Origin of the sequence: Kitasatospora sp. NPDC059577 (assembly GCF_042735475.1) — a bacterium.
GTDB lineage: Bacteria > Actinomycetota > Actinomycetes > Streptomycetales > Streptomycetaceae > Kitasatospora.
This window is the reverse complement of record NZ_JBHWBZ010000082.1, coordinates 15,780-33,355: the sequence shown is the minus strand read 5'-3', so window position 1 is coordinate 33,355 and position 17,576 is coordinate 15,780. Positions and strand designations below refer to the sequence as shown.

The 17,576-nt window shown below is 75.0% G+C and carries 12 protein-coding genes and 1 pseudogene; 12 read left to right on the top strand and 1 reads right to left on the bottom strand.

Going from position 1 to position 17,576, the window contains the following annotated elements:
- The 4 genes and pseudogenes from ACFV0O_RS38025 to ACFV0O_RS38010 form a co-directional block, all read left to right on the top strand.
- A pseudogene (locus tag ACFV0O_RS38025) lies at window positions 1–264 on the top strand (heavy metal translocating P-type ATPase); the annotation flags it as partial.
- A 488-nt stretch (window positions 265–752) separates the two neighbouring features.
- Window positions 753–1,823, top strand: coding sequence for an iron ABC transporter substrate-binding protein (locus ACFV0O_RS38020; protein WP_380348855.1), 1,071 nt, complete (start codon window positions 753–755; stop codon window positions 1,821–1,823).
- Window positions 1,820–3,385, top strand: coding sequence for an ABC transporter permease (locus ACFV0O_RS38015; protein WP_380348853.1), 1,566 nt, complete (start codon window positions 1,820–1,822; stop codon window positions 3,383–3,385). Before ACFV0O_RS38020 ends, ACFV0O_RS38015 begins: the two co-directional genes overlap by 4 nt.
- Window positions 3,382–4,416: an ABC transporter ATP-binding protein gene (locus ACFV0O_RS38010; protein ID WP_380348851.1), complete on the top strand. Its 1,035-nt coding sequence runs from the start codon at window positions 3,382–3,384 to the stop codon at window positions 4,414–4,416. Before ACFV0O_RS38015 ends, ACFV0O_RS38010 begins: the two co-directional genes overlap by 4 nt.
- 46 nt (window positions 4,417–4,462) lie before the next feature.
- Here the strand turns inward: ACFV0O_RS38010 and ACFV0O_RS38005 are convergent, their stop codons facing one another.
- Complete coding sequence (locus tag ACFV0O_RS38005; protein WP_380348850.1) at window positions 4,463–6,253, bottom strand: hypothetical protein; 1,791 nt, start codon at window positions 6,251–6,253, stop codon at window positions 4,463–4,465.
- Between the two features lie 226 nt (window positions 6,254–6,479).
- Between ACFV0O_RS38005 and ACFV0O_RS38000 the strand changes: the two genes are divergently transcribed.
- The 8 genes from ACFV0O_RS38000 to ACFV0O_RS37965 all read left to right on the top strand — a co-directional run bounded on the left by ACFV0O_RS38000 (window position 6,480) and on the right by ACFV0O_RS37965 (window position 17,551).
- Window positions 6,480–10,661, top strand: a complete 4,182-nt coding sequence (locus ACFV0O_RS38000) for a hypothetical protein (protein WP_380348848.1) — start codon at window positions 6,480–6,482, stop codon at window positions 10,659–10,661.
- Window positions 10,662–10,849: 188 nt separating this feature from the next.
- Window positions 10,850–11,275, top strand: a complete 426-nt coding sequence (locus ACFV0O_RS37995; protein WP_380348846.1) for a hypothetical protein — start codon at window positions 10,850–10,852, stop codon at window positions 11,273–11,275.
- Window positions 11,272–12,141, top strand: coding sequence for a nucleotide exchange factor GrpE (locus tag ACFV0O_RS37990; RefSeq protein WP_380348845.1), 870 nt, complete (start codon window positions 11,272–11,274; stop codon window positions 12,139–12,141). The genes ACFV0O_RS37995 and ACFV0O_RS37990 overlap by 4 nt, the downstream gene beginning before the upstream one ends.
- Before the next feature lie 31 nt (window positions 12,142–12,172).
- Window positions 12,173–14,743 carry an Hsp70 family protein gene (locus ACFV0O_RS37985; RefSeq protein WP_380348843.1) on the top strand — a complete coding sequence of 857 codons (2,571 nt, stop codon included), beginning with the start codon at window positions 12,173–12,175 and terminating at the stop codon, window positions 14,741–14,743.
- Entirely contained in the window at window positions 14,740–15,060 is a 321-nt protein-coding gene (locus ACFV0O_RS37980; RefSeq protein WP_380348842.1) for a hypothetical protein, read from the top strand. Before ACFV0O_RS37985 ends, ACFV0O_RS37980 begins: the two co-directional genes overlap by 4 nt.
- Window positions 15,061–15,155: 95 nt before the next feature.
- On the top strand, window positions 15,156–15,395 hold the full coding sequence (locus ACFV0O_RS37975; RefSeq protein ID WP_380348841.1) for a chaplin: 240 nt from the start codon (window positions 15,156–15,158) through the stop codon (window positions 15,393–15,395).
- A gap of 160 nt (window positions 15,396–15,555) precedes the next feature.
- The gene (locus ACFV0O_RS37970; protein WP_380348839.1) at window positions 15,556–17,196 is read left to right on the top strand and encodes an AMP-binding protein; all 1,641 of its coding nucleotides are present in this window, start codon (window positions 15,556–15,558) and stop codon (window positions 17,194–17,196) included.
- Between the two features lie 166 nt (window positions 17,197–17,362).
- Window positions 17,363–17,551 carry a hypothetical protein gene (locus ACFV0O_RS37965; RefSeq protein WP_380348838.1) on the top strand — a complete coding sequence of 63 codons (189 nt, stop codon included), beginning with the start codon at window positions 17,363–17,365 and terminating at the stop codon, window positions 17,549–17,551.
- Window positions 17,552–17,576 lie beyond the last annotated feature (25 nt).

Genomic DNA, 17,576 nt, shown 5'->3' with positions numbered 1-17,576 from the left:
GGCACCGGCACCGACGCCGCGATCGAAGCCGGCGACCTCACCCTCGTCCGCGGCGACCTGCTCGCCGCCGCCGACGCCATCCGACTCTCCCGCCGCACCCTCGCCACCATCAGAAGCAACCTCTTCTGGGCCTTCGGCTACAACATCGCCGCCCTGCCACTGGCCGCCGCCGGACTGCTCAACCCGATGATCGCCGGAGCCGCCATGGCCTTCTCCTCGGTCTTCGTCGTCGGCAACAGCCTCCGGCTGCGCCGCTTCCGCTGACCCGGTTCCACCGCGCCGCTCCCCCTGACCCGCTCCCACTGACCCGCTTCCACTGCGTCGCTTCCGGCGATCCGCAGGGGTGCCTGACCACTCTCCACCGCCGGGCCGAGGCTCCGGAACCCCGATCGGGGTCCCGGAGCCTCGGTGTGTTCCGGCCGTCGGTGGATCGGGGGCCTTGGTGCGTCCGGGCCGTTCCGGTACCTCCGGCCGCCGTGACGCACGGTAGTGAAGATCGCCGGCAGTGGATCCCCGGACGGCGCCCGATTCATCCGTGTGCGACCGCTATGACCTGCACTTGAAGGGTGTTTTGCGTTGACTTGGGGGATCGGCGGCCGAAGCGCGACCTGGCCGCGACTGGTCCGAGATGTGACGCTCCGAAACTTGTTAGGCAAGCCTTCCCTGTTCTAGGTTCTCGTGCCGTCAGGCCGGTGCCCCGCGGCTGCCGCAGGCTCGTACGGCCGATCCCGTTTCCTCGGAGGACCCTCACCATGCCCGGAACCGTCCGGCCCCTCGCAGGCCTGTCCCTCGTCGCCGTCTGCGCGCTCGCGCTCACCGCGTGCGGCAGCTCGGGAAGCGCGAGCGGCAGCGCCGACGGCGCGCCCGCAGCCTCCGGCACCGCCCTGGCCGGCCAGAGCATCACCCTCTACAGCGGCCAGCACGAACAGACCGTCAAGGCGCTGACCGAGGACTTCACCCAGCGCACCGGCATCAAGGTCGAGCTGCGCTCCGGCGACGAGGCCGAACTGGCCAACCAGATCCTCCAGGAGGGCGACGCCTCCCCGGCCGACGTCTTCTACGCCGAGAACCCGCCCGCGCTCACCGTCCTCGGCGACAAGGGCCTGCTCGCCGCGGTCGCCCCCGACACCCTCAAGTCCGTTCCGGCCGCCGACAGCTCGGGCAAGGGCGACTGGGTCGGCGTCTCCGCCCGCAGCGCCGCCTTCCTCGCCGCCACCGGCAAGGCCGCCGACACCGCGCCGCCCGCCTCCGTGCTCGACCTGGCCAAGCCCGAGTGGAAGGGGCGCCTGGGCATCGCCCCCGGCGAGACCGACTTCGCCCCGGTCGTCACCCAGGTCCTCAAGGCCAAGGGCGAGGACGCCGCCAAGCAGTGGCTCAAGGGCCTCAAGGACAACGCCAAGGTCTACGACAGCAACGAGACCCTCTCCGACGCGATCAACAGCGGTGAGGTCGAGGGCGGCGTGGTCGACCACTACTACTTCTACCGGATGCGCGACGAGAAGGGCGCGGCCGAGACCCACGCGACCCTGCACTACTTCCCCAAGGGCGACCCCGGCTCACTGGTCGACGTCTCCGGTGCCGCCGTCCTCAAGCACGGCAAGCACCAGGCCGCCGCCCAGGCCTTCCTCGGCTACCTCGCCTCCGCCCCCGCCCAGACCGTCATCGCGAACTCCGCGAGCTACGAGTACCCGCTCGTCGACGGGGTGAAGGGCAAGCCCGAACTGCCCGCCCTGGACGGCATCGGCACCGTCGCCGACCCGGCCCGGCTCGGCGACGGCAAGCAGGCCCTGGCGCTGCTGCAGGACGCCGGTCTGCTCCAGTGACGTTCCCCCTCCGATCCGAAGGCCCGTCCCCGCTGCGGCGGTGGCGGGCCACCGGCCTGCTCGCACCCGCCGCCATCGCCGTCGTCGCGGTGGTCGCCTCGCCCCTCGGCTTCGTCATCGCCCAGGCCGCGCAGGCCGGTTGGGACCAGACCCGGCGGCTGCTCGGCCGCCCGCTGATCGCCACCCTGCTCGGGCACACCCTCGGCCTGACCGCCGCCGTCACCCTCGCCACCGCCGTCCTCGGCTTCGGCGCCGCCTACCTGGTCGAACGCACCGCCCTGCCCGGGCGTCGCGCCTGGACCGTCGCGCTCGCCCTGCCCCTGGCAGTACCGGAGTTCGTCCGCGGCTACTCCTGGGTCTCGCTGTTCCGCTCCGTCCACGGCTACTGGGGCGCGGTGCTGGTGATGACCTGCTCGCTCTACCCGCTGGTCTTCCTGCCGGTCGCGGCCGCCCTGCGGCACGGCGACGCCGCCGCCGAGGAGGTCTCCCGCTCGCTCGGCCGCGGCCGCCTGACCACCCTGTGGCGGGTCACCCTCCCGCTCACCCGGCCCGCGCTGGCCGGCGGCGTCCTGCTCGTCTCGCTCTACCTGCTCGGCGAGTACGGCGCCTTCGCGATGCTGCGGTACACCACCTTCGCCACCGCCGTGTTCACCCAGTACAAGCTCGGCTTCGACGCGGCCTCCGCCTCGCTGCTCACCCTGGTCCTGGTCGCGCTCGCCCTGCTGCTGGTCGGCCTGGAGGCCTGGGCCGGCCGCCGGACCCGCGTCACCCGGCACGGCGCGGTCGCCCGCACCGCGCCGCCCGCACGCCTCGGCGGCTGGACGGTCCCGGCGCTCCTCGCCCTGGCCGCGCTGGTCGGCGTCTCGCTCGGAGTGCCGCTCTACGCGCTGGCGTACTGGCTGCTCAAGGGCAGCTCGACCACCCTGCCCTCCGCCTCCGTCCTGGGCGCCACCGCCGCCACCCTCGGGTACGCGCTCGGTGCGGCCGTCGTCGCCACCGCCGCGGCCGTCCCGGTCGCCCTGTACGGCTGGCGGCGCGGCACCCGACCGGCCCGCGTGGTCGAGCGGGTCGCCTACCTCACCCGGGCGTTGCCCGGCATCGCGGTGGCGCTCTCGGTGGTGTACTTCGCGGTGCGCTGGGCCCAGCCCCTCTACCAGCAGCCGCCGATGCTGATCGCCGGGTACGTCGTGCTGTTCTTCCCGCTCGCGCTCACCGCGGTCCGCGCGGCTCTCGCCCAGGTCCCGCCCGGCGTCGAGGAGGCCGCCCGCTCCCTCGGCACCCGGCCGCTCGCCGTGCTCGGCCGGGTCACCCTGCCTCTGGTCCTGCCCGGCCTCGGCGCGGCCGTCGCCATGGTCGGCCTCACCGCCTCCACCGAGCTGACCGCCACCCTGCTGCTGCGCCCGACCGGCACCCAGACCCTGGCCACCCAGTTCTGGGTCTACACCAGCGGCCTCGCCTACGGGGCCGCGGCGCCGTACGCGGCCCTGATGGTCGCGCTGTCCGTCCCCTCCGTCCTCCTGCTGACCCGCCGAACCCTCGGCCGTCCTGGGAAGAGCCGATGACCGGTCTGTCCGTCCTCGACCTGCACGCCGCGCACGGGCACGGCCCGATCCTGCACGGCATCGACCTCACCGTGCCCGACGGCGCCCTCGCCTGCGTCCTCGGCCCCTCCGGCTGCGGCAAGTCCACCCTGCTGAGGGTCCTGGCCGGCTTCCACCCGGCTGCCGGCGGGCAGGTCGTGCTGCACGGCCGCGTCCTGGACGACGGCCGCAGCCGGCTTGCCGCCGAACACCGGGGCATCGGCCTCGTCCCGCAGGACGGCGCGCTCTTCCCGCACCTGAGCGTCGCCGCCAACATCGGCTTCGGCCTGCCTCGTTCACAGCGGCGCGCCCGGGTCGGCGAACTGCTGGACCTGGTCGGCCTGCCCGGACTGGCCGAGCGCCGCCCGCACCAGCTCTCCGGCGGCCAGCAGCAACGCGTCGCCCTGGCCCGGGCGTTGGCGCCGCGGCCGCGGCTCCTGCTGCTGGACGAGCCGTTCGCCGCGCTGGACGCCACCCTGCGCGCACAGCTGCGCCGTGAAGTCGCGGCCACGCTCCGGCAGTCCGGGACCACGGCGGTCCTGGTCACCCACGACCAGGACGAGGCGCTCTCCTTCGCCGACACCGTCGCCGTCCTGCGCGACGGCCGCATCGCCCAGTCCGGCAGCCCCGACGAGCTCTACCACCGCCCGACGGACGCCGCCGTGGCCCGGGTGCTGGGCGAGGCGAACCTGATCCCCGCCGAGATCAAGGAGGTCGAGGCCCACACCGCCCTCGGCGCCCTTGCGCTGGCCGGGCCCGTCCCGGCGCTCCGCAGCGGCCTCGCCCTGCTCCGTCCGGGCCAACTCCGGCTCACCGCAGAACCGGTGGCGGGCTCCTTCCCCGCGAAGGTCCTCGACAGTGACTTCCGGGGCCACGACCACCGCGTCGAACTCCGGCCCGAGGCATCCGGGTTGCCCGACATCCTGGTCGCGGCCTCGGAACGGTCCTGGCCGGCCGGCGGCGAGGCGTACGTGAGCGCGGTCGGCCCGGTGCACGTACTGTCGCAAGCCTGACCCTTCGCCACCGGAGCGGGCCGGGCCGGGCCCCGGGCCGTGCGGCTCAGGCCCCCTCCGGCAGCTCCACCGCCTGCCAGCGGTACGCCGCGTCCTCCTGCCAGACCTGAAGCTCGCCCTCGACCACCGCGGCCAGGCAGAGCCGCCAGTCGTCGCCCATCGCCAGCGCGACCCGGGTGGCCGGGCGCAGGGTCGGGCGCCACCAGCGCGGGCGGCGGGAGGCGCCGCCGGCGGGCAGTCGCAGCCGGACGCCGCCGGCGCCGGCCAGGGCGACGGTGGGGCCGCCGCGGTGGCCCACCATGGCGATGTCGAGGGAGGGTTCGCCGTCGCCGATCTGGGTGCCGGGCCCGGTGGAGCCGAGGGCGTGCAGCTGGACGGAGCCGTCCGGCCGCAGGGTGGCTGCCTGCGGTCCGCCGGAGGCGCGGGCCAGCGCCCCGGCGCGCAGGGCGCCGTCGGGGCCGAGCGGGGCGGGCGGTTCGGCGGATCCGGGCCGCCAGCTCAGGATCCGGCCGCGGTGCTCGACCAGGACCAGCCAGCAGCCGGGCCGTTCCTCGATGGCCGCGAGCACCCGGTCGGCGGGGCAGCCGGGCAGCTCCTGGCCGGTGAGGGTGAGGCCGGGTGCCCAGCGGTAGGAGCGCAGCGCGCCGCCGACGGCCGTCCACGCCGTCATCTCCCCGCCCGGACCGACTGCCCCCGCGAGCCCGTTGACGCCGCGCGCCGCCTCCCACCAGCCGGCCGAGGTGCCGATCCAGAGGGTGTTGCCGCGGTCCTCGGCGCAGACCACCAGCTCGCCCTGGCGCCCGGCCCAGCCGGCCGTCAACTCCCGTACGGCTCCTGGGCCCTGGCCGGCCGGAAGGCGCTGTCCGGGGTGGCCGGGGCCGGTCAGTGCGGTGCCCTCGGAGCCGCCGGTGACCACCAGTGGGCGCCCGGCCCGGTCGGGCAGCACGGCCAGGCCCGCGGTGCGGGCCACCGGCCGGTGGGAGCGCAGCAGTTCGCGGCCGCGGGCGACCCACGGGCCGAGCGGTGCGGGGCGGCGTTCCGGGTCGCGTGCCAGTGGTTCGCACGCCCAGCGCGCCAGCTCGTCGGCGTAGCCGGCCGCGAGCAGTTCGGCGCGGGCCTGTTCGGCGGCGAGCCGGTGGTCGAGCCGGCCGTGGTCGGGCAGCAGCAGGGTACGGGCGAGGGTGCCGACCGCGAACAGGTCCTTGGCGAGGGTCGGGAAGCCGCCCACCTGCTCGGCCTCCGGCGGGACGTGCCCGGGGGTGAACACCGCGACGGTCAGGGTGTGGTCGAGCGGGGCGAGGAAGGTCAGGTCGATCAGCTTGACCTGGCCCTGGCCGTCCACCAGGACGTTGGCGGGGGAGATGTCGCGGTGCACCCAGCGCTTGCGGTGCAGGTCGTCGACGATCCGGCAGAGCCGGGACAGCACCTCGGCCACCGCCGCCGGACCGCCGCGCTGGGCGCGGGCCCAGGTGTGCAGCGGCACGCCCTCGACCCACGGCGAGATCTGGTAGCCGAGCAGCCCGCCGGAGGGCACCGCCCCGGGCCGGTGCGGGGAGGGGCCGAGCAGGAAGCTGGGCACCACCAGGTCGGTGACGCCCAGTCGATGGGCGTTGTGCGAGACGTCGTCCCAGCGCCCCAGCCAGCGCCGGACCTCGGACGGGTCGCGCTCCAGCATGATCTTCGCGGCGACCAGTTCCTTGCGGCCGTTGTGGCCGGTCCGGACCGCCCGCCACACCTCGGCTTCGCCGCCCCGGTGGTGGAATTCCAGGAGTTCGTACTGCTCGGGGTCGAACTCCGGCCCGAACCGGAGCCCGGGCACCCAACGCGACTCGGACACACGACCCCCGACGCTTCTGAACCGCTCGACGCTTATGACCGCTGTTGACGCGCTTGTTCACGCCCTGCTGATGCGTTGCCCAGGATAGTGCTCTTTCCTGTTCGTCTGTCCGGTCGAGGGCCTATTCTGATGGCGCCCGAGCAACATCACGACACGACGTCAACTCATGGTCGCCCGCGCCATTTTGATCATGAGCGGACGACATCCTGACACAGGGGGACGGTGCATGGCGCTGCTAGCGGTGCTGCTGATCGTGGTGGCACTGGCCGGTGCGGCCGTCGTCGTACTGGCCCGCCGCCGACGGGCCCTGGACGCCGACACGGTGGCGAAGGCCCTGACCGCGGCCGCCGAACGGCTCGCCGCCGGCAAGACCGCCCAGGCCCGCCGCCGCTACGCCCGACTGGCCGGGAGCCTCGCCACCGGGCCCGCCGAACTCGGCCCGCAGCGCGGCCTCGCACTGATCGGCCAGGCCGAGGCCACCCTCCCCACCGGCGACCGGCCGGCCGCCCTCGCCCTCTACCGCGAGGCCTTCCCGCTGCTCGCCGACCCGGCCGGCCGACTGCCCCGGTGGACCCTGTGCCGCCTCGCCGAGGAACGGATGCAGGCCCCGGACGGCGACCTCGGACCACTGCTCGCCCTCCTGCGGGCCACCGCCGCCGGCGCCGAACCCGGCGAGGAGGCCGAGACCGCCGCCCGGACCGTCGACTGGCTGCAACGCCGCTGCCGCGAGGGCGACCCCGGACAGCGCGAGGACACCACCGTCCGCGTCCTCGCCGCCCTGCCCGGCCGCGACTGGCCGGTGCTCGCCCGCGCCGCCCTGTTCCGCGACACCGACCGGGCCGCCGAGGCCGAGGCGCTGCTCGCCGCCGCGGCCCCCGGCGGCAGCGGCGAACTGTGGTTCCGCTGGGGTGCCCAGCTGTACACCCTGCACCGGGACGAACCCGCCGTCGCCGCCTTCGACGAGGCCCTGCGGCGCGGCCCCGGCGAACCCTCCCCCTGGGGCCGCGGCCCGGCGCTGCGCACCGACAGCCTGCTCTTCCGCGGCCTGGCCAGGCAGCGGCTCGGCAGCACCGAGGCCGCCTGGACCGACCTCGCGTCCGCCGCCGTCGAGACCCCGACCGACCCCCGCCCCCGCTACGCCCTCGGCCGGCTCGCCCTGCTGCTCGGCGCCGACGATCAGGCCCGGGAGCAGTTCACCGCCGCCCTGACCCTCCAACCCGCCCACGCCCCGGCCCGGTTCGGCCTCGCCCTGGTCCACGAACGGGCCGAGCGCCCGGCCGAGGCCGCCGCCGACTACCGCGCCGGCCTCGACCAGGCCCCCGGCTGGCGTCCCGCCCGGATCCGGCTCGCCGCCGCCCTGCTCGCCGCCGGACGGACCACCGAGGCCGAGCCGCTGCTGCGCGCCGAGTCCGACACCGACCCGGGCTCCCGCTGGACCCGGATCGCCGCCTTCCACCACGGCCTCGCCCTCGCCCGCACCGACGACCCGGCCGGCGCCCTCGCCCGCTGGGAGCCCCTCGACGACGACGAACTGCGCGAGCGCCGGGCCCTGGCCCGCGACCGGCTCGCCCGCACCCGCCTGGCCGCCGACCCGGTCGCCGCCCGTGAGCTCTGGCAGCGGGCCACCACCGAGCACCCGGCCGCCCCCGGCTACCGCGCGGCGCTGCGCGAGGCCGCCCTGCGCGAGGCCGCCCACCTGCTGGCCACCGGCCGCGACCGTCCCGAGGCACGGCAACGCGCCACCGCCGCGCTCGCCCTCGCCGACACCCTGCCCGGCGCCCTCACCCACCGGCAGGCCCGGCTGCGCGCCGCCCTCGCCCTCGCCGAGGGCGCGCCGGAGACGGCCGCCACCCTGCTGGACGCAGGCGGCGGCCTGCGCGACCGCTACCACCTCGCCGCCGTCGCCCTGCTGGCCGGCCGCCCGGCCCAGACGATCGCCCTGCTCGGCCCGCCCGACCCGGCCGGCGACCCGGCGGTCGCCCGACTGCGCGCCCTGCTCGCCGAACGGGCCGGCAACTGGGCCGCCGCGCTGGACTGGTACCGGCACTTCCTGACCGCGGCCACCCGGGCCGACCGGTCCTCCGCGGCCGGCCGCGCCGGCGACTGCGCGGTCTGCGACCGGACCTCGACCACCACCGGCGCCTGCGGCGGCTGCGGCCGCGAGGCCTGCGCCGACCACCTGCACGCGCCCGAGGGCACCGGCGCACCCCGCTGCGTCCGCTGCGCCGGCCCCGCGCTGCGCGCCGTCCTGGACTGCGCCCGCCGCGTCGGCGCACCCGAGCAGGCCGAACCCGTCCTGGCCGCCTGGGCCGCGGCGCTCGGCGACAGCGCCGCGGCCGCACCGGTGCGGCTCGACCTCGCCCTGCTGCGCGCCGAACTCGGCCGCCACGACGAGGCGCTGGCCGACCTGCCGGCCGACGCCACCGCCGTCCGCGCCGCCGTCCTGGTCCGGCGGGCCGGTGCCGCCCTCGCCGCCGGGCAGCCCGGCCGCGCCGCCGGTGACCTGCGCCAGGCCCTCACCCTCGCCCCCGAACACCCGCAGGCAGCGGGCACGCTCGTCGTGCTCGCCGAGCACGAGGCGCACCAGTACGCGGCCGAGGGCCGCCACCGCGAGGCCTGGGAGGCCTACCGCGAGCTGCTGCTGAAGGACCCGGCGCACCCCCGGCTGCTGCACGCCCTCGGCCTGGCCGGGTACCGGCTCGCGGCGGCCGCCGCCCCGGCCCCCGGTGAGGCCGGCTCCGGTGCCGTCGACTCGGGCCCCGCCGGCTCGGGTACGTCCGGCTCCGGTACGGCCGACGAGGAGGTCTGGGCCTGGACGCTCGGCTGCCTGGTCGCGGCCCTGCACCAACCCGACCTGTGGGCCGAGTCGGCCCGGATCACCGGCCGCACCGCCGAACCGCAGCGGCTGGCCGCCGCCCGCACCGGGCTCATCGACCGCCTCCGGGACGACCTGCGCGTCCTCGACCGCGCCGTCGGCCGCAGCGGCGACGAGGTCACCGCCTGGACGCTGCTCCTCGGCATGGAGGCCCACAGCGCCGACGCCTTCGCCCAGGAGGACGTCCGGATATCCCTGCCCGGCTGCCCCGCCCGCCGGCTGACGGTCGGCCCCACGCTCGACCGGCTGCTCCGCGCCCGGCCCGGACCCGCAGCCTGGGCCGAGGCCTTCGAGCGGGCCGTCGGGGACCGGCGGCGCGCCGCCGGTCCGGACGCACCGCCGATCGCCCGGGCCCTCAGCCTGTTCGGTGCGCTCGGCCCGCAGCACTACCTGCAGTTGCAGGGCCGTCAGGCCGCTGCCGTCGCCGCCCTGGACGGGGTGGCCGAGGGCGAGCGCGGCGAGGACTGGCAGGAACTTCTCGGCGTGTCCCTGGTCAGCCAGGCCCGTGCGCACCACCGCAACCAGGACTGGCGCGAGGCCCTGGACTGCCTCACCCGCGCCGGGGCCGTCCCCGGCGCCGCACTGCCGGCCGACGCCGCCACGATCGCCGCCGAGTGCGGCGTCCGGGCCGCCCGCGCGCTGCTCAAGAGCACCGTCGACGACCAGGCCGGCGCGGCCGAACTGCTGGAGAAGGCGTACGCGCTGGCCCCCGACGACCCCGAGGTGCGCGGCGACCTCGGCGCCACGTACGCCCAGTGGGCCCGCAAGATCAACAACGAGGACAAGGACTACACCCGCGCCCTGGACCTGCTGCAGAAGAGCATGGAGCTCGCCCCCGGCGACCCGACCGCCCGGCACTTCCTGGAGGCCGCCCTCGGCAACCGGGCCGGCCAGCTCAGCCGCACCGACGCCTCCGTGGCCGAGCTGGAGGAGGCCGCCGAGGCCTGGCGGGCGCTGATCGCCCTCAACCCCGACTCGGACCACCGGCTCGGACTCGCCTTCGTCCTGCGCCACCTCGCCCGTTCCGCCGCCTTCGCCGACGACCGCGCCCGCGCCGTCCGGCGGATGGCGGAGGCCCTGGACGCGGACCCGGAGTGGGACGGCGACGCCGAGCACGAGGCCCCGCGCCGGGTCGGGGTGATGCTCGCCAACCACGTCCTCGACGACATGCAGGACAAGCCGTTCACCGCCCAGGCCGCGATGCTGCAGAAGGCCAAGTCCTACGACGACTCGGCCGACATCCGGCAGCTGATGGTCAGCGTCTGGCGCGGCGAGGCCATCGGCCACTACGAGGCCCGCCGCTACGTCGAGGCGATCCGACTGCTGGAGGAGGCGCTCGGCCTGTCCCGCACCCCGGAGGACGTCGGCAAACTGCACCGCGAACTCGGCATCGTCTACGGCTCGTACGCCGTCCAGCGGGCCAACGCCCGACAGCTGCGGGAGGCCCGCGAGCTGGCCCGGAAGGCCGTCGAGCACAGCCCGGAGGACGCGGACCTGCGTGCCATGCAGCGGCGGATCAACGCGCTCTACTGACGGCAACCGCACGGCAGTTGCGGTCGTCCTAGACCGTACGCAACTGCCCCCGCCCGCCGGCCGGCCCGTCCCGCTCGTCAGCCCGGTAAGTCAGCCCGCCAGCCCGTCCGTCGTCGCAGCCGTCCCGAGTCCCGAGCCCCGAGCCGTGAGTCGTGAGTCGTGAGTCGTGAGGAGAGAGACAGCCCGCCATGCCACTGCCTGAACCGTCGCCGTACGAGGTCCTGGGCATCCCGCTCACGGCCGGTGTACGCGAGATCAACCTCGCCGTCGGACCGGCGATGCGGGCGGGCCGCCACACCCGTCAGCAGATCCAGGAGGCCGCCGCACTGCTGCGGAACCCGGACCGGCGACTGGAGTCGGACCTCCAGCAGCCCCTGCCGCCGGAGCCCGTCGACCAGGCCGCGGAGCTGCTCGCGCCCGCGCTCGCCGAACCGCTGCTGGTGATCGAGCGCCCGCCGCTGCCGCCCGTCCCCGCCCTGCTGGTGCTGCACCGCGCCGAGCTGGCCGCCGACTTCGCCGAGCCCGCCCCGGGCGGTGGCGATCCCGAACCGCCCGTCCCCGCCCGCTACGCGGCCGACCTGTCCGTACTGCCGCAGATCGAGGTACCCGAGTGACCGACACACCGACCGCAGACCCGTTCGACGGCCCCCGGAGGCTGGAGATCCCGCCGGGCGTCGAGGACGTCGACCTGGAGCGGAAGTTCGGTCAACTGCTGTTCCGGGCATCCCTGCTGGGGAACAAGCTGACGGAGCAGCAGCAGGCCGCCCGGGCCGAGCAGCGCGAACTGCTCGGCATCCTGGTCGAGGTGGACGACGCGCTGGCCGCCCTCGGCCTCGACCGGGAGCTGGTGGCGCTCGGGCGCGGCGAGGGCATCGAGGCGACCCGGCGGCGGTTGCTGGGCCGGCTGGCCAAGGCCAAGGTCCGCCCGATGCGGTTGGAGGGCCTGACGGCGGACCCGGACCTGGCCGAGATCGTCGGGGTGGAGGCCCGGTCGGGGGTGGCGCCGGAGACGGTGGTGCGCACGGTGGTGACGGGGTTCTTCTGGGGGGACGAGGTGCTGCGGCGGGCCCAGGTGGTGGTCGCCGCACCCGAGCCGGAGCCGGAGCCGGTGCCCGAGCCCGAGCCAGTGGCCGAGCCGGTGCCCGAGCAGCAGGCGGACGCGGCAGCCGGACCGGTGCTGACCTCGGCCGAGGTCGAGGACGCGCTCCAGGGCCCGCAGCCGGAGCAGCCGGAACACCCGGAAAACCCGGGGCGGGCGGCGAACCCGCAGGACCCACAGGACCCGCAACACCCGCAGGACCCACAGCAGCCGCAGGACCCGCAACACCCGCAGGAGCCCGGGGCCGTGACCGAGGCCGCCGTGGCCGTGGCGACCGGGGCCGCCGCGGTGCCGGCCGCCCGCGCCCAGCCCAGGGCGGTCCCGCCCCGGGCCCGCCGCAAGGCCACGGCCGGGGCCAAGCGGGCCAAGCGCAAGAAGTAGCCAGGACCACGAGGGGCAAGAGGGGAACGACATGTACCGCACACTCGGCATCGACCTGGGCACCACCAACTCCGTGGTCGCCCACCTGCGCCGGGGCGAGCCGGAGATCATCTTCAACCGGCAGAACCAGGAGGCCACGCCCTCCGTGGTCGGCAGCGGCCGCAAGGGCGAGCTGCTGGTGGGCTCCACCGCGCGCGGCCGGATCGCCATCGACGGCGCCAACGTGATCCGCTCGGTGAAGCGCTTCATGGGCCGCAAGTTCAAGGACCCGCAGGTCCAGGCGGCCCTCAAGGAGGTCGACTACAAGGTCACCGCGGGCACCGACGGGGACGTCAACGTCTGGTTCAACGGCCGCTCGTACACGCCGATCGAGATCTCCGCGATCATCCTGCACCGGCTCAAGGAGGACGCCGAGCAGCGCTTCGGCGAGCCCTTCCCGCGGGCCGTCATCACCGTCCCGGCGTACTTCGGTGAGCGCCAGGTCGCGGCCACCCAGGAGGCGGGCCGGATGGCCGGCCTGCACGTGCTGCGGATCATCAACGAGCCGACGGCCGCCGCGCTGGCGTACGGGATCACCTCCGAGGCGGGCGACGAGGGCAAGACCGTGCTCGTCTACGACCTCGGCGGCGGCACCTTCGACATCTCCATCCTGCTGTTGGTGCCCGGCTCGGTCTCGGTGCTCGGCATCGAGGGCGACAACCTGCTCGGCGGCGACGACTTCGACCGCGCGATCACCACCGCGCTGCTGGAGGACATCCGCGAGGAGTACGGCTCGGACTACCAGCCCGACCTGCGCGACCGCCCCAAGATCGCCTCGACCGCCGAGACCATCAAGATCGAACTCTCCAACCAGGAGGCGTCCGAGGTCATCCTGCCCGGCCTCGGCGCCGGACAGCTGGTGCTGGAGACGGAGTTCGAGCGGGCCCGCTTCGAGGAACTGATCGAGGCCCAGATCGAGCGCACGATCGAGCTGACGCACAAGGCGATCATGCAGGCCAACCTGACCGTCGGGGACGTCGACGAGGTGGTGCTGGTCGGCGGCTCGACCGCGATCCCGCTGGTCGCCCGGCGGCTCGGCGAGGTGTTCGGTCCCCGCCGGATCCGGCGCGGCGTCAACCCGATGCAGTGCGTGGCGCTCGGTGCGGCCGTGCAGTCCGCACTGGTCGGCGAGGTGGAGTGCCCGGAGTGCCGGGCCCCCGGCGACCTCTCCGCCTCCAACTGCGCCAACTGCGCGACCTCCCTGCTCGGTGCGCCCCGGGTCTCCTGCCCGACCTGCCACGTCCCGGTGGACTCCGAGGCCGCCGACTGCCCCAAGTGCGGCCAGGACATGAACGGCCCGGGCGCCGGAGGGGTGACCGTCCCGAAGCAGACGCAGGCCACCACCGTGGTGCGCAGCGACAACTGCTCGCGCTGCGGCACCCCGGCCGCCCCCGGCGTCACCGCCTGCGAACTGTGCGGCGAGCCGCTCAACTCGGCGGCCCCCGGGCTGACCAAGGTGATCTCCACCGCCGCCGAGGACGTCGGCCTGCGCTGCGCCTCCTGCGGTGTGGTCAACCCGCCCGGCAGCGAGGTCTGCCCGGGCTGCGGCGAGTTGATGCAGGTCACCAACCCGTTCGACATCACCCCGAAGAACCTCGGCATCGAGCTGAACGACGGCCGCCTCGCCGTCATCATCCCCAAGAACACCAGCTACCCGACGAGTTCGCCGGTCAGCCGGGAGTTCGTGGTCTCCGGCAGCGGCCGCCAGCGGCTGGAGGTGGCGGTCTACGAGGGCGAGCACGAGATCGCCCAGCAGAACGAGCTGATCGGCCACCTCACCCTGCGGCTGCCCGAGGGCCTCGGCGGCCGCACCCCGGTGGAGGTCGCCTTCGGCCTCGACCGGGACCGCACCATCACCCTGTCGGTCCGGATCCAGGGCGGCGCGGAGAAGACCGTCAAGCTGGAGCGGGTCACCCTGGACCCGGAGCTGAAGGTCCAGGTCGAGGAGCAGCAGCGGCAGATCGAGACCTTCACCGACCGCTGGGGCGGCGAGCTGACCGAGGCCGAGATGCGCGAGGCCCAGCAGCTGATGGACACCCTGGACGACCTGGCGGCCGGCCAGACCCGAGGGCGCTCGGTGGACGAGGCGCTGGAGCGGGCCCAGCGCCAGCTCAAGGCCCAGCGCTGGGTGCGCGGCTCGGAGGCGTACCTGAGCCTGTTCATCCACTACTGCGAGAAGCACCTCGACCCGAGCGACCTGGACCGGCTGCGGTCGGTCTCCGCCGAGCTGCGGCTGCGCCGCGAGGCGGCGGACTGGGAGGGCGCGATGCGCGCGGCGCAGCGGGCGGACGAGCTGTGCGACGCGCTCGGCCACACCATGCGGATGCTCACCATGTGCAACGTCTACGTGACCCAGAACATGGTCTCGCCCGCCCTCGGCCAGCTGATCATGGCGGAACTGCGGGGGCTGGACGCCGCGGTGGAGGCGCCCAACATGGAGGAGGTCAACACGCACATGTCGAACCTGCTGGCCCTGTACGCGCAGGCGCAGCGGGAGCTGGGCAGCGAGCCGGCCGCCGAGTCGCTCGGCCCGGTGCGCCCGGAGGAGGCGGGGCCGCGATGAGCAGTGTCGTGGCCGACCTCGACGTGTCCTGCCCGCTGTGCAGGGTCGCGGCGGACCGGCAGAGCCTGTGCTGTCCGTCCTGCCGGGAGGACCTGTCCGCGCTGTTCCGGCTGCGTTACGCCGGTCGGATCGACTACAACCGGGCACTGGACGCCCTGCGCGCGGGTGACCCGGCCGCCGCGGTGGTCCTGCTGCGTGCCGCGTTGGCGGCCGAGCCGGACCTGGGCCCGGCGCGTGAGCTGCTGGAATCACTGAGCGTGGCCGGATCCGCCGGTCCCGCGGCGGTGGATCGGGAGGGCGACACGCCCTCCGACTGACCAATTCGGACGTTCCCGGACTGCCGTCGCGTTCCATCGGTGCGAGTGTGATCGTCACAAGGATGTTCGCCACCCTCACAAGGAGTGACGCAAGAATGCGTATTCGCACCTACCTCGCCGCCACGGCCGTCGCCGCGGTGTGCGTCCTCGCCGGTGCCGGGACCGCCGCCGCCGGCGATGCCACCGCCAACGGTGTCGCCTTCGGCTCGCCGGGCGTCCTGTCCGGCAACCAGATCCAGATCCCGATCAACCTCGAAGCCAACGTCTGCGGCAACTCGATCGGCGTCATCTCGATCCTGAACCCGACCTTCGGCAACACCTGCATCAACGCCTGACCCGCGCTCCGGCCCCGGGGCCGTCCGTCGAACCCGACGGGCGGCCCCGGTGCCGTGTCCGGCCCCGGACCGCCCGGCACCCCCGTTCGGGGGTGGCGGGCCGGCCCCGCGACCGGGACCATGGTCCCCGACCCGCCCCGCCGGACCCTGGAGCCCGCACGTGCCGACCACGCCCGCCCAGCGCAGCCACGCCTCCGGCACCTCGGACGTCCCGCTGCTCGGCGACACCATCGGGGAGAACCTCGACCGCGCCGTGCGCGCCTTCCCCGACCGCGACGCCCTGGTCGACCGCCCCACCGCCCGCCGCTGGACGTACGCCGAACTGGCCGCCGACGTCGACGCCCTGGCCCTCGGCCTGCTGGAACTCGGCATCGCCAAGGGCGACCGGGTCGGCATCTGGGCGCCCAACTGCGCCGAGTGGACGCTCACCCAGTACGCCACCGCCAAGCTCGGCGCGGTCCTGGTCACCGTCAACCCCGCCTACCGCGTGCACGAGCTGGAGTACGTGCTGAACCAGGCGGGCATCCGGCTGCTGGTCGCCGCCGAGCGGTTCAAGACCTCCGACTACGCCGCGATGATCGAGGACGTGCGGCCCCGCTGCCCGGAGCTGGAGCGCGTGCTGCTGACCGGAAGCCCGGCCTGGGACGCCGTGCTCGCCGCCGGCCGACGGGCCGCGCCGGACCTGCTCGCCGAATTCGCCGAACGCCAGGGCGAGTTGACCCCGGACGACCCGATCAACATCCAGTACACCTCGGGGACCACCGGGTTCCCCAAGGGTGCGACCCTGTCCCACCGCAACATCCTCAACAACGGGTACTTCGTCGGCGAGCTGCTCGACTACACCGAACAGGACCGGATCTGCGTCCCGGTGCCCTTCTACCACTGCTTCGGCATGGTGATGGGGAACCTGGCCGCCACCTCCCACGGCGCCTGCACGGTCATCCCGGCGCCCTCGTTCGAGCCCGGTGCCACGCTGGCCGCCGTCGCCGCCGAGCGCTGCACCTCGCTGTACGGCGTGCCGACCATGTTCATCGCCGAACTCGCCGACCCCGACTTCGAGCAGTACGACCTGGGCAGCCTGCGCACCGGCATCATGGCCGGCTCGCCCTGCCCGAGCGAGGTGATGAAGGCGGTCATCGAACGGATGGGCATGGCCGAGGTCTCCATCTGCTACGGCATGACCGAGACGTCGCCGGTCTCCACCCAGACCCGGGTCGACGACCCGGTCGAGCGTCGGGTCTCCACCGTCGGCCGGGTCGGCCCGCACCTGGAGGTCAAGGTCGTCGACCCGGCCACCGGGGACACCGTCCCGCGCGGCGAGCCCGGGGAGCTGTGCACCCGCGGCTACTCCGTCATGCTCGGCTACTGGAACGAGCCCGAGCGCACCGCCGAGGCCGTCGACGCCGCCGGCTGGATGCACACCGGGGACCTCGCGGTGATGGACGGGGACGGCTACCTCGCCATCACCGGGCGGATCAAGGACATGGTCATCCGCGGCGGCGAGAACCTCTACCCGCGCGAGATCGAGGAGTTCCTGTACACCCACCCGGACGTCCTCGACGTTCAGGTCATCGGCGTGCCCGACCCGAAGTACGGCGAGGAGCTGATGGCGTGGGTCCGGATGCGTGAGGGCGCCGAGCCGCTCACCGCCGAGGCCGTCCGGGAGTACTGCACCGGCCGGCTCGCGCACGTCAAGATCCCGCGCTACGTGCACGTGGTGGAGGAGTTCCCGATGACGGTCACCGGGAAGATCCGCAAGGTCGAGATGCGGGAGGCGGCGCTGCGGATCCTGGGGCTGTAGTGCTCCGGGCCGCGGGGGCGGAGGCCGTGGAGGCGGGGGCCGCGGGGCGGAGGACGAGGGGCGGAGGCCGCGGGGGCGGCGCGTGCCGGTGCTGCGCGCTCGCCCGGGCGGGTGGACGGGCGGCCGTCCGGGAATGCCGTGCCGTTGGTGTGCGCACAGTCCTGGCATGACTGATCACACCCAGGTCCGGTCCCTGCCGGCGGACGCCGTCCTCGCCGCCGTCCTCGCCCTGGCCCTCGTCTACCCCGCCGCGCCCGCCCTCGCCGACCCGGCAGGATCGGCAGGACCGGCGGCCGCCTGCGCGGACCGGCCCGCCGACCTCCACCGGGACACCGCCGACCCCTGCGGCCACTGACCCCTGCGGCCACCGACCCCACGGC

Bases quoted from the DNA above. Each gene is read 5' to 3' on its own strand.
- ACFV0O_RS37980 (WP_380348842.1), top strand. From the start codon at position 14,740: ATGAGCAGTGTCGTGGCCGACCTCGACGTGTCCTGCCCGCTGTGCAGG.
- ACFV0O_RS37975 (WP_380348841.1), top strand. From the start codon at position 15,156: ATGCGTATTCGCACCTACCTCGCCGCCACGGCCGTCGCCGCGGTGTGC.
- ACFV0O_RS37985 (WP_380348843.1), top strand. From the start codon at position 12,173: ATGTACCGCACACTCGGCATCGACCTGGGCACCACCAACTCCGTGGTC.
- ACFV0O_RS38020 (WP_380348855.1), top strand. From the start codon at position 753: ATGCCCGGAACCGTCCGGCCCCTCGCAGGCCTGTCCCTCGTCGCCGTC.
- ACFV0O_RS37995 (WP_380348846.1), top strand. From the start codon at position 10,850: ATGCCACTGCCTGAACCGTCGCCGTACGAGGTCCTGGGCATCCCGCTC.
- ACFV0O_RS38000 (WP_380348848.1), top strand. From the start codon at position 6,480: ATGGCGCTGCTAGCGGTGCTGCTGATCGTGGTGGCACTGGCCGGTGCG.
- ACFV0O_RS38010 (WP_380348851.1), top strand. From the start codon at position 3,382: ATGACCGGTCTGTCCGTCCTCGACCTGCACGCCGCGCACGGGCACGGC.
- ACFV0O_RS37965 (WP_380348838.1), top strand. From the start codon at position 17,363: ATGACTGATCACACCCAGGTCCGGTCCCTGCCGGCGGACGCCGTCCTC.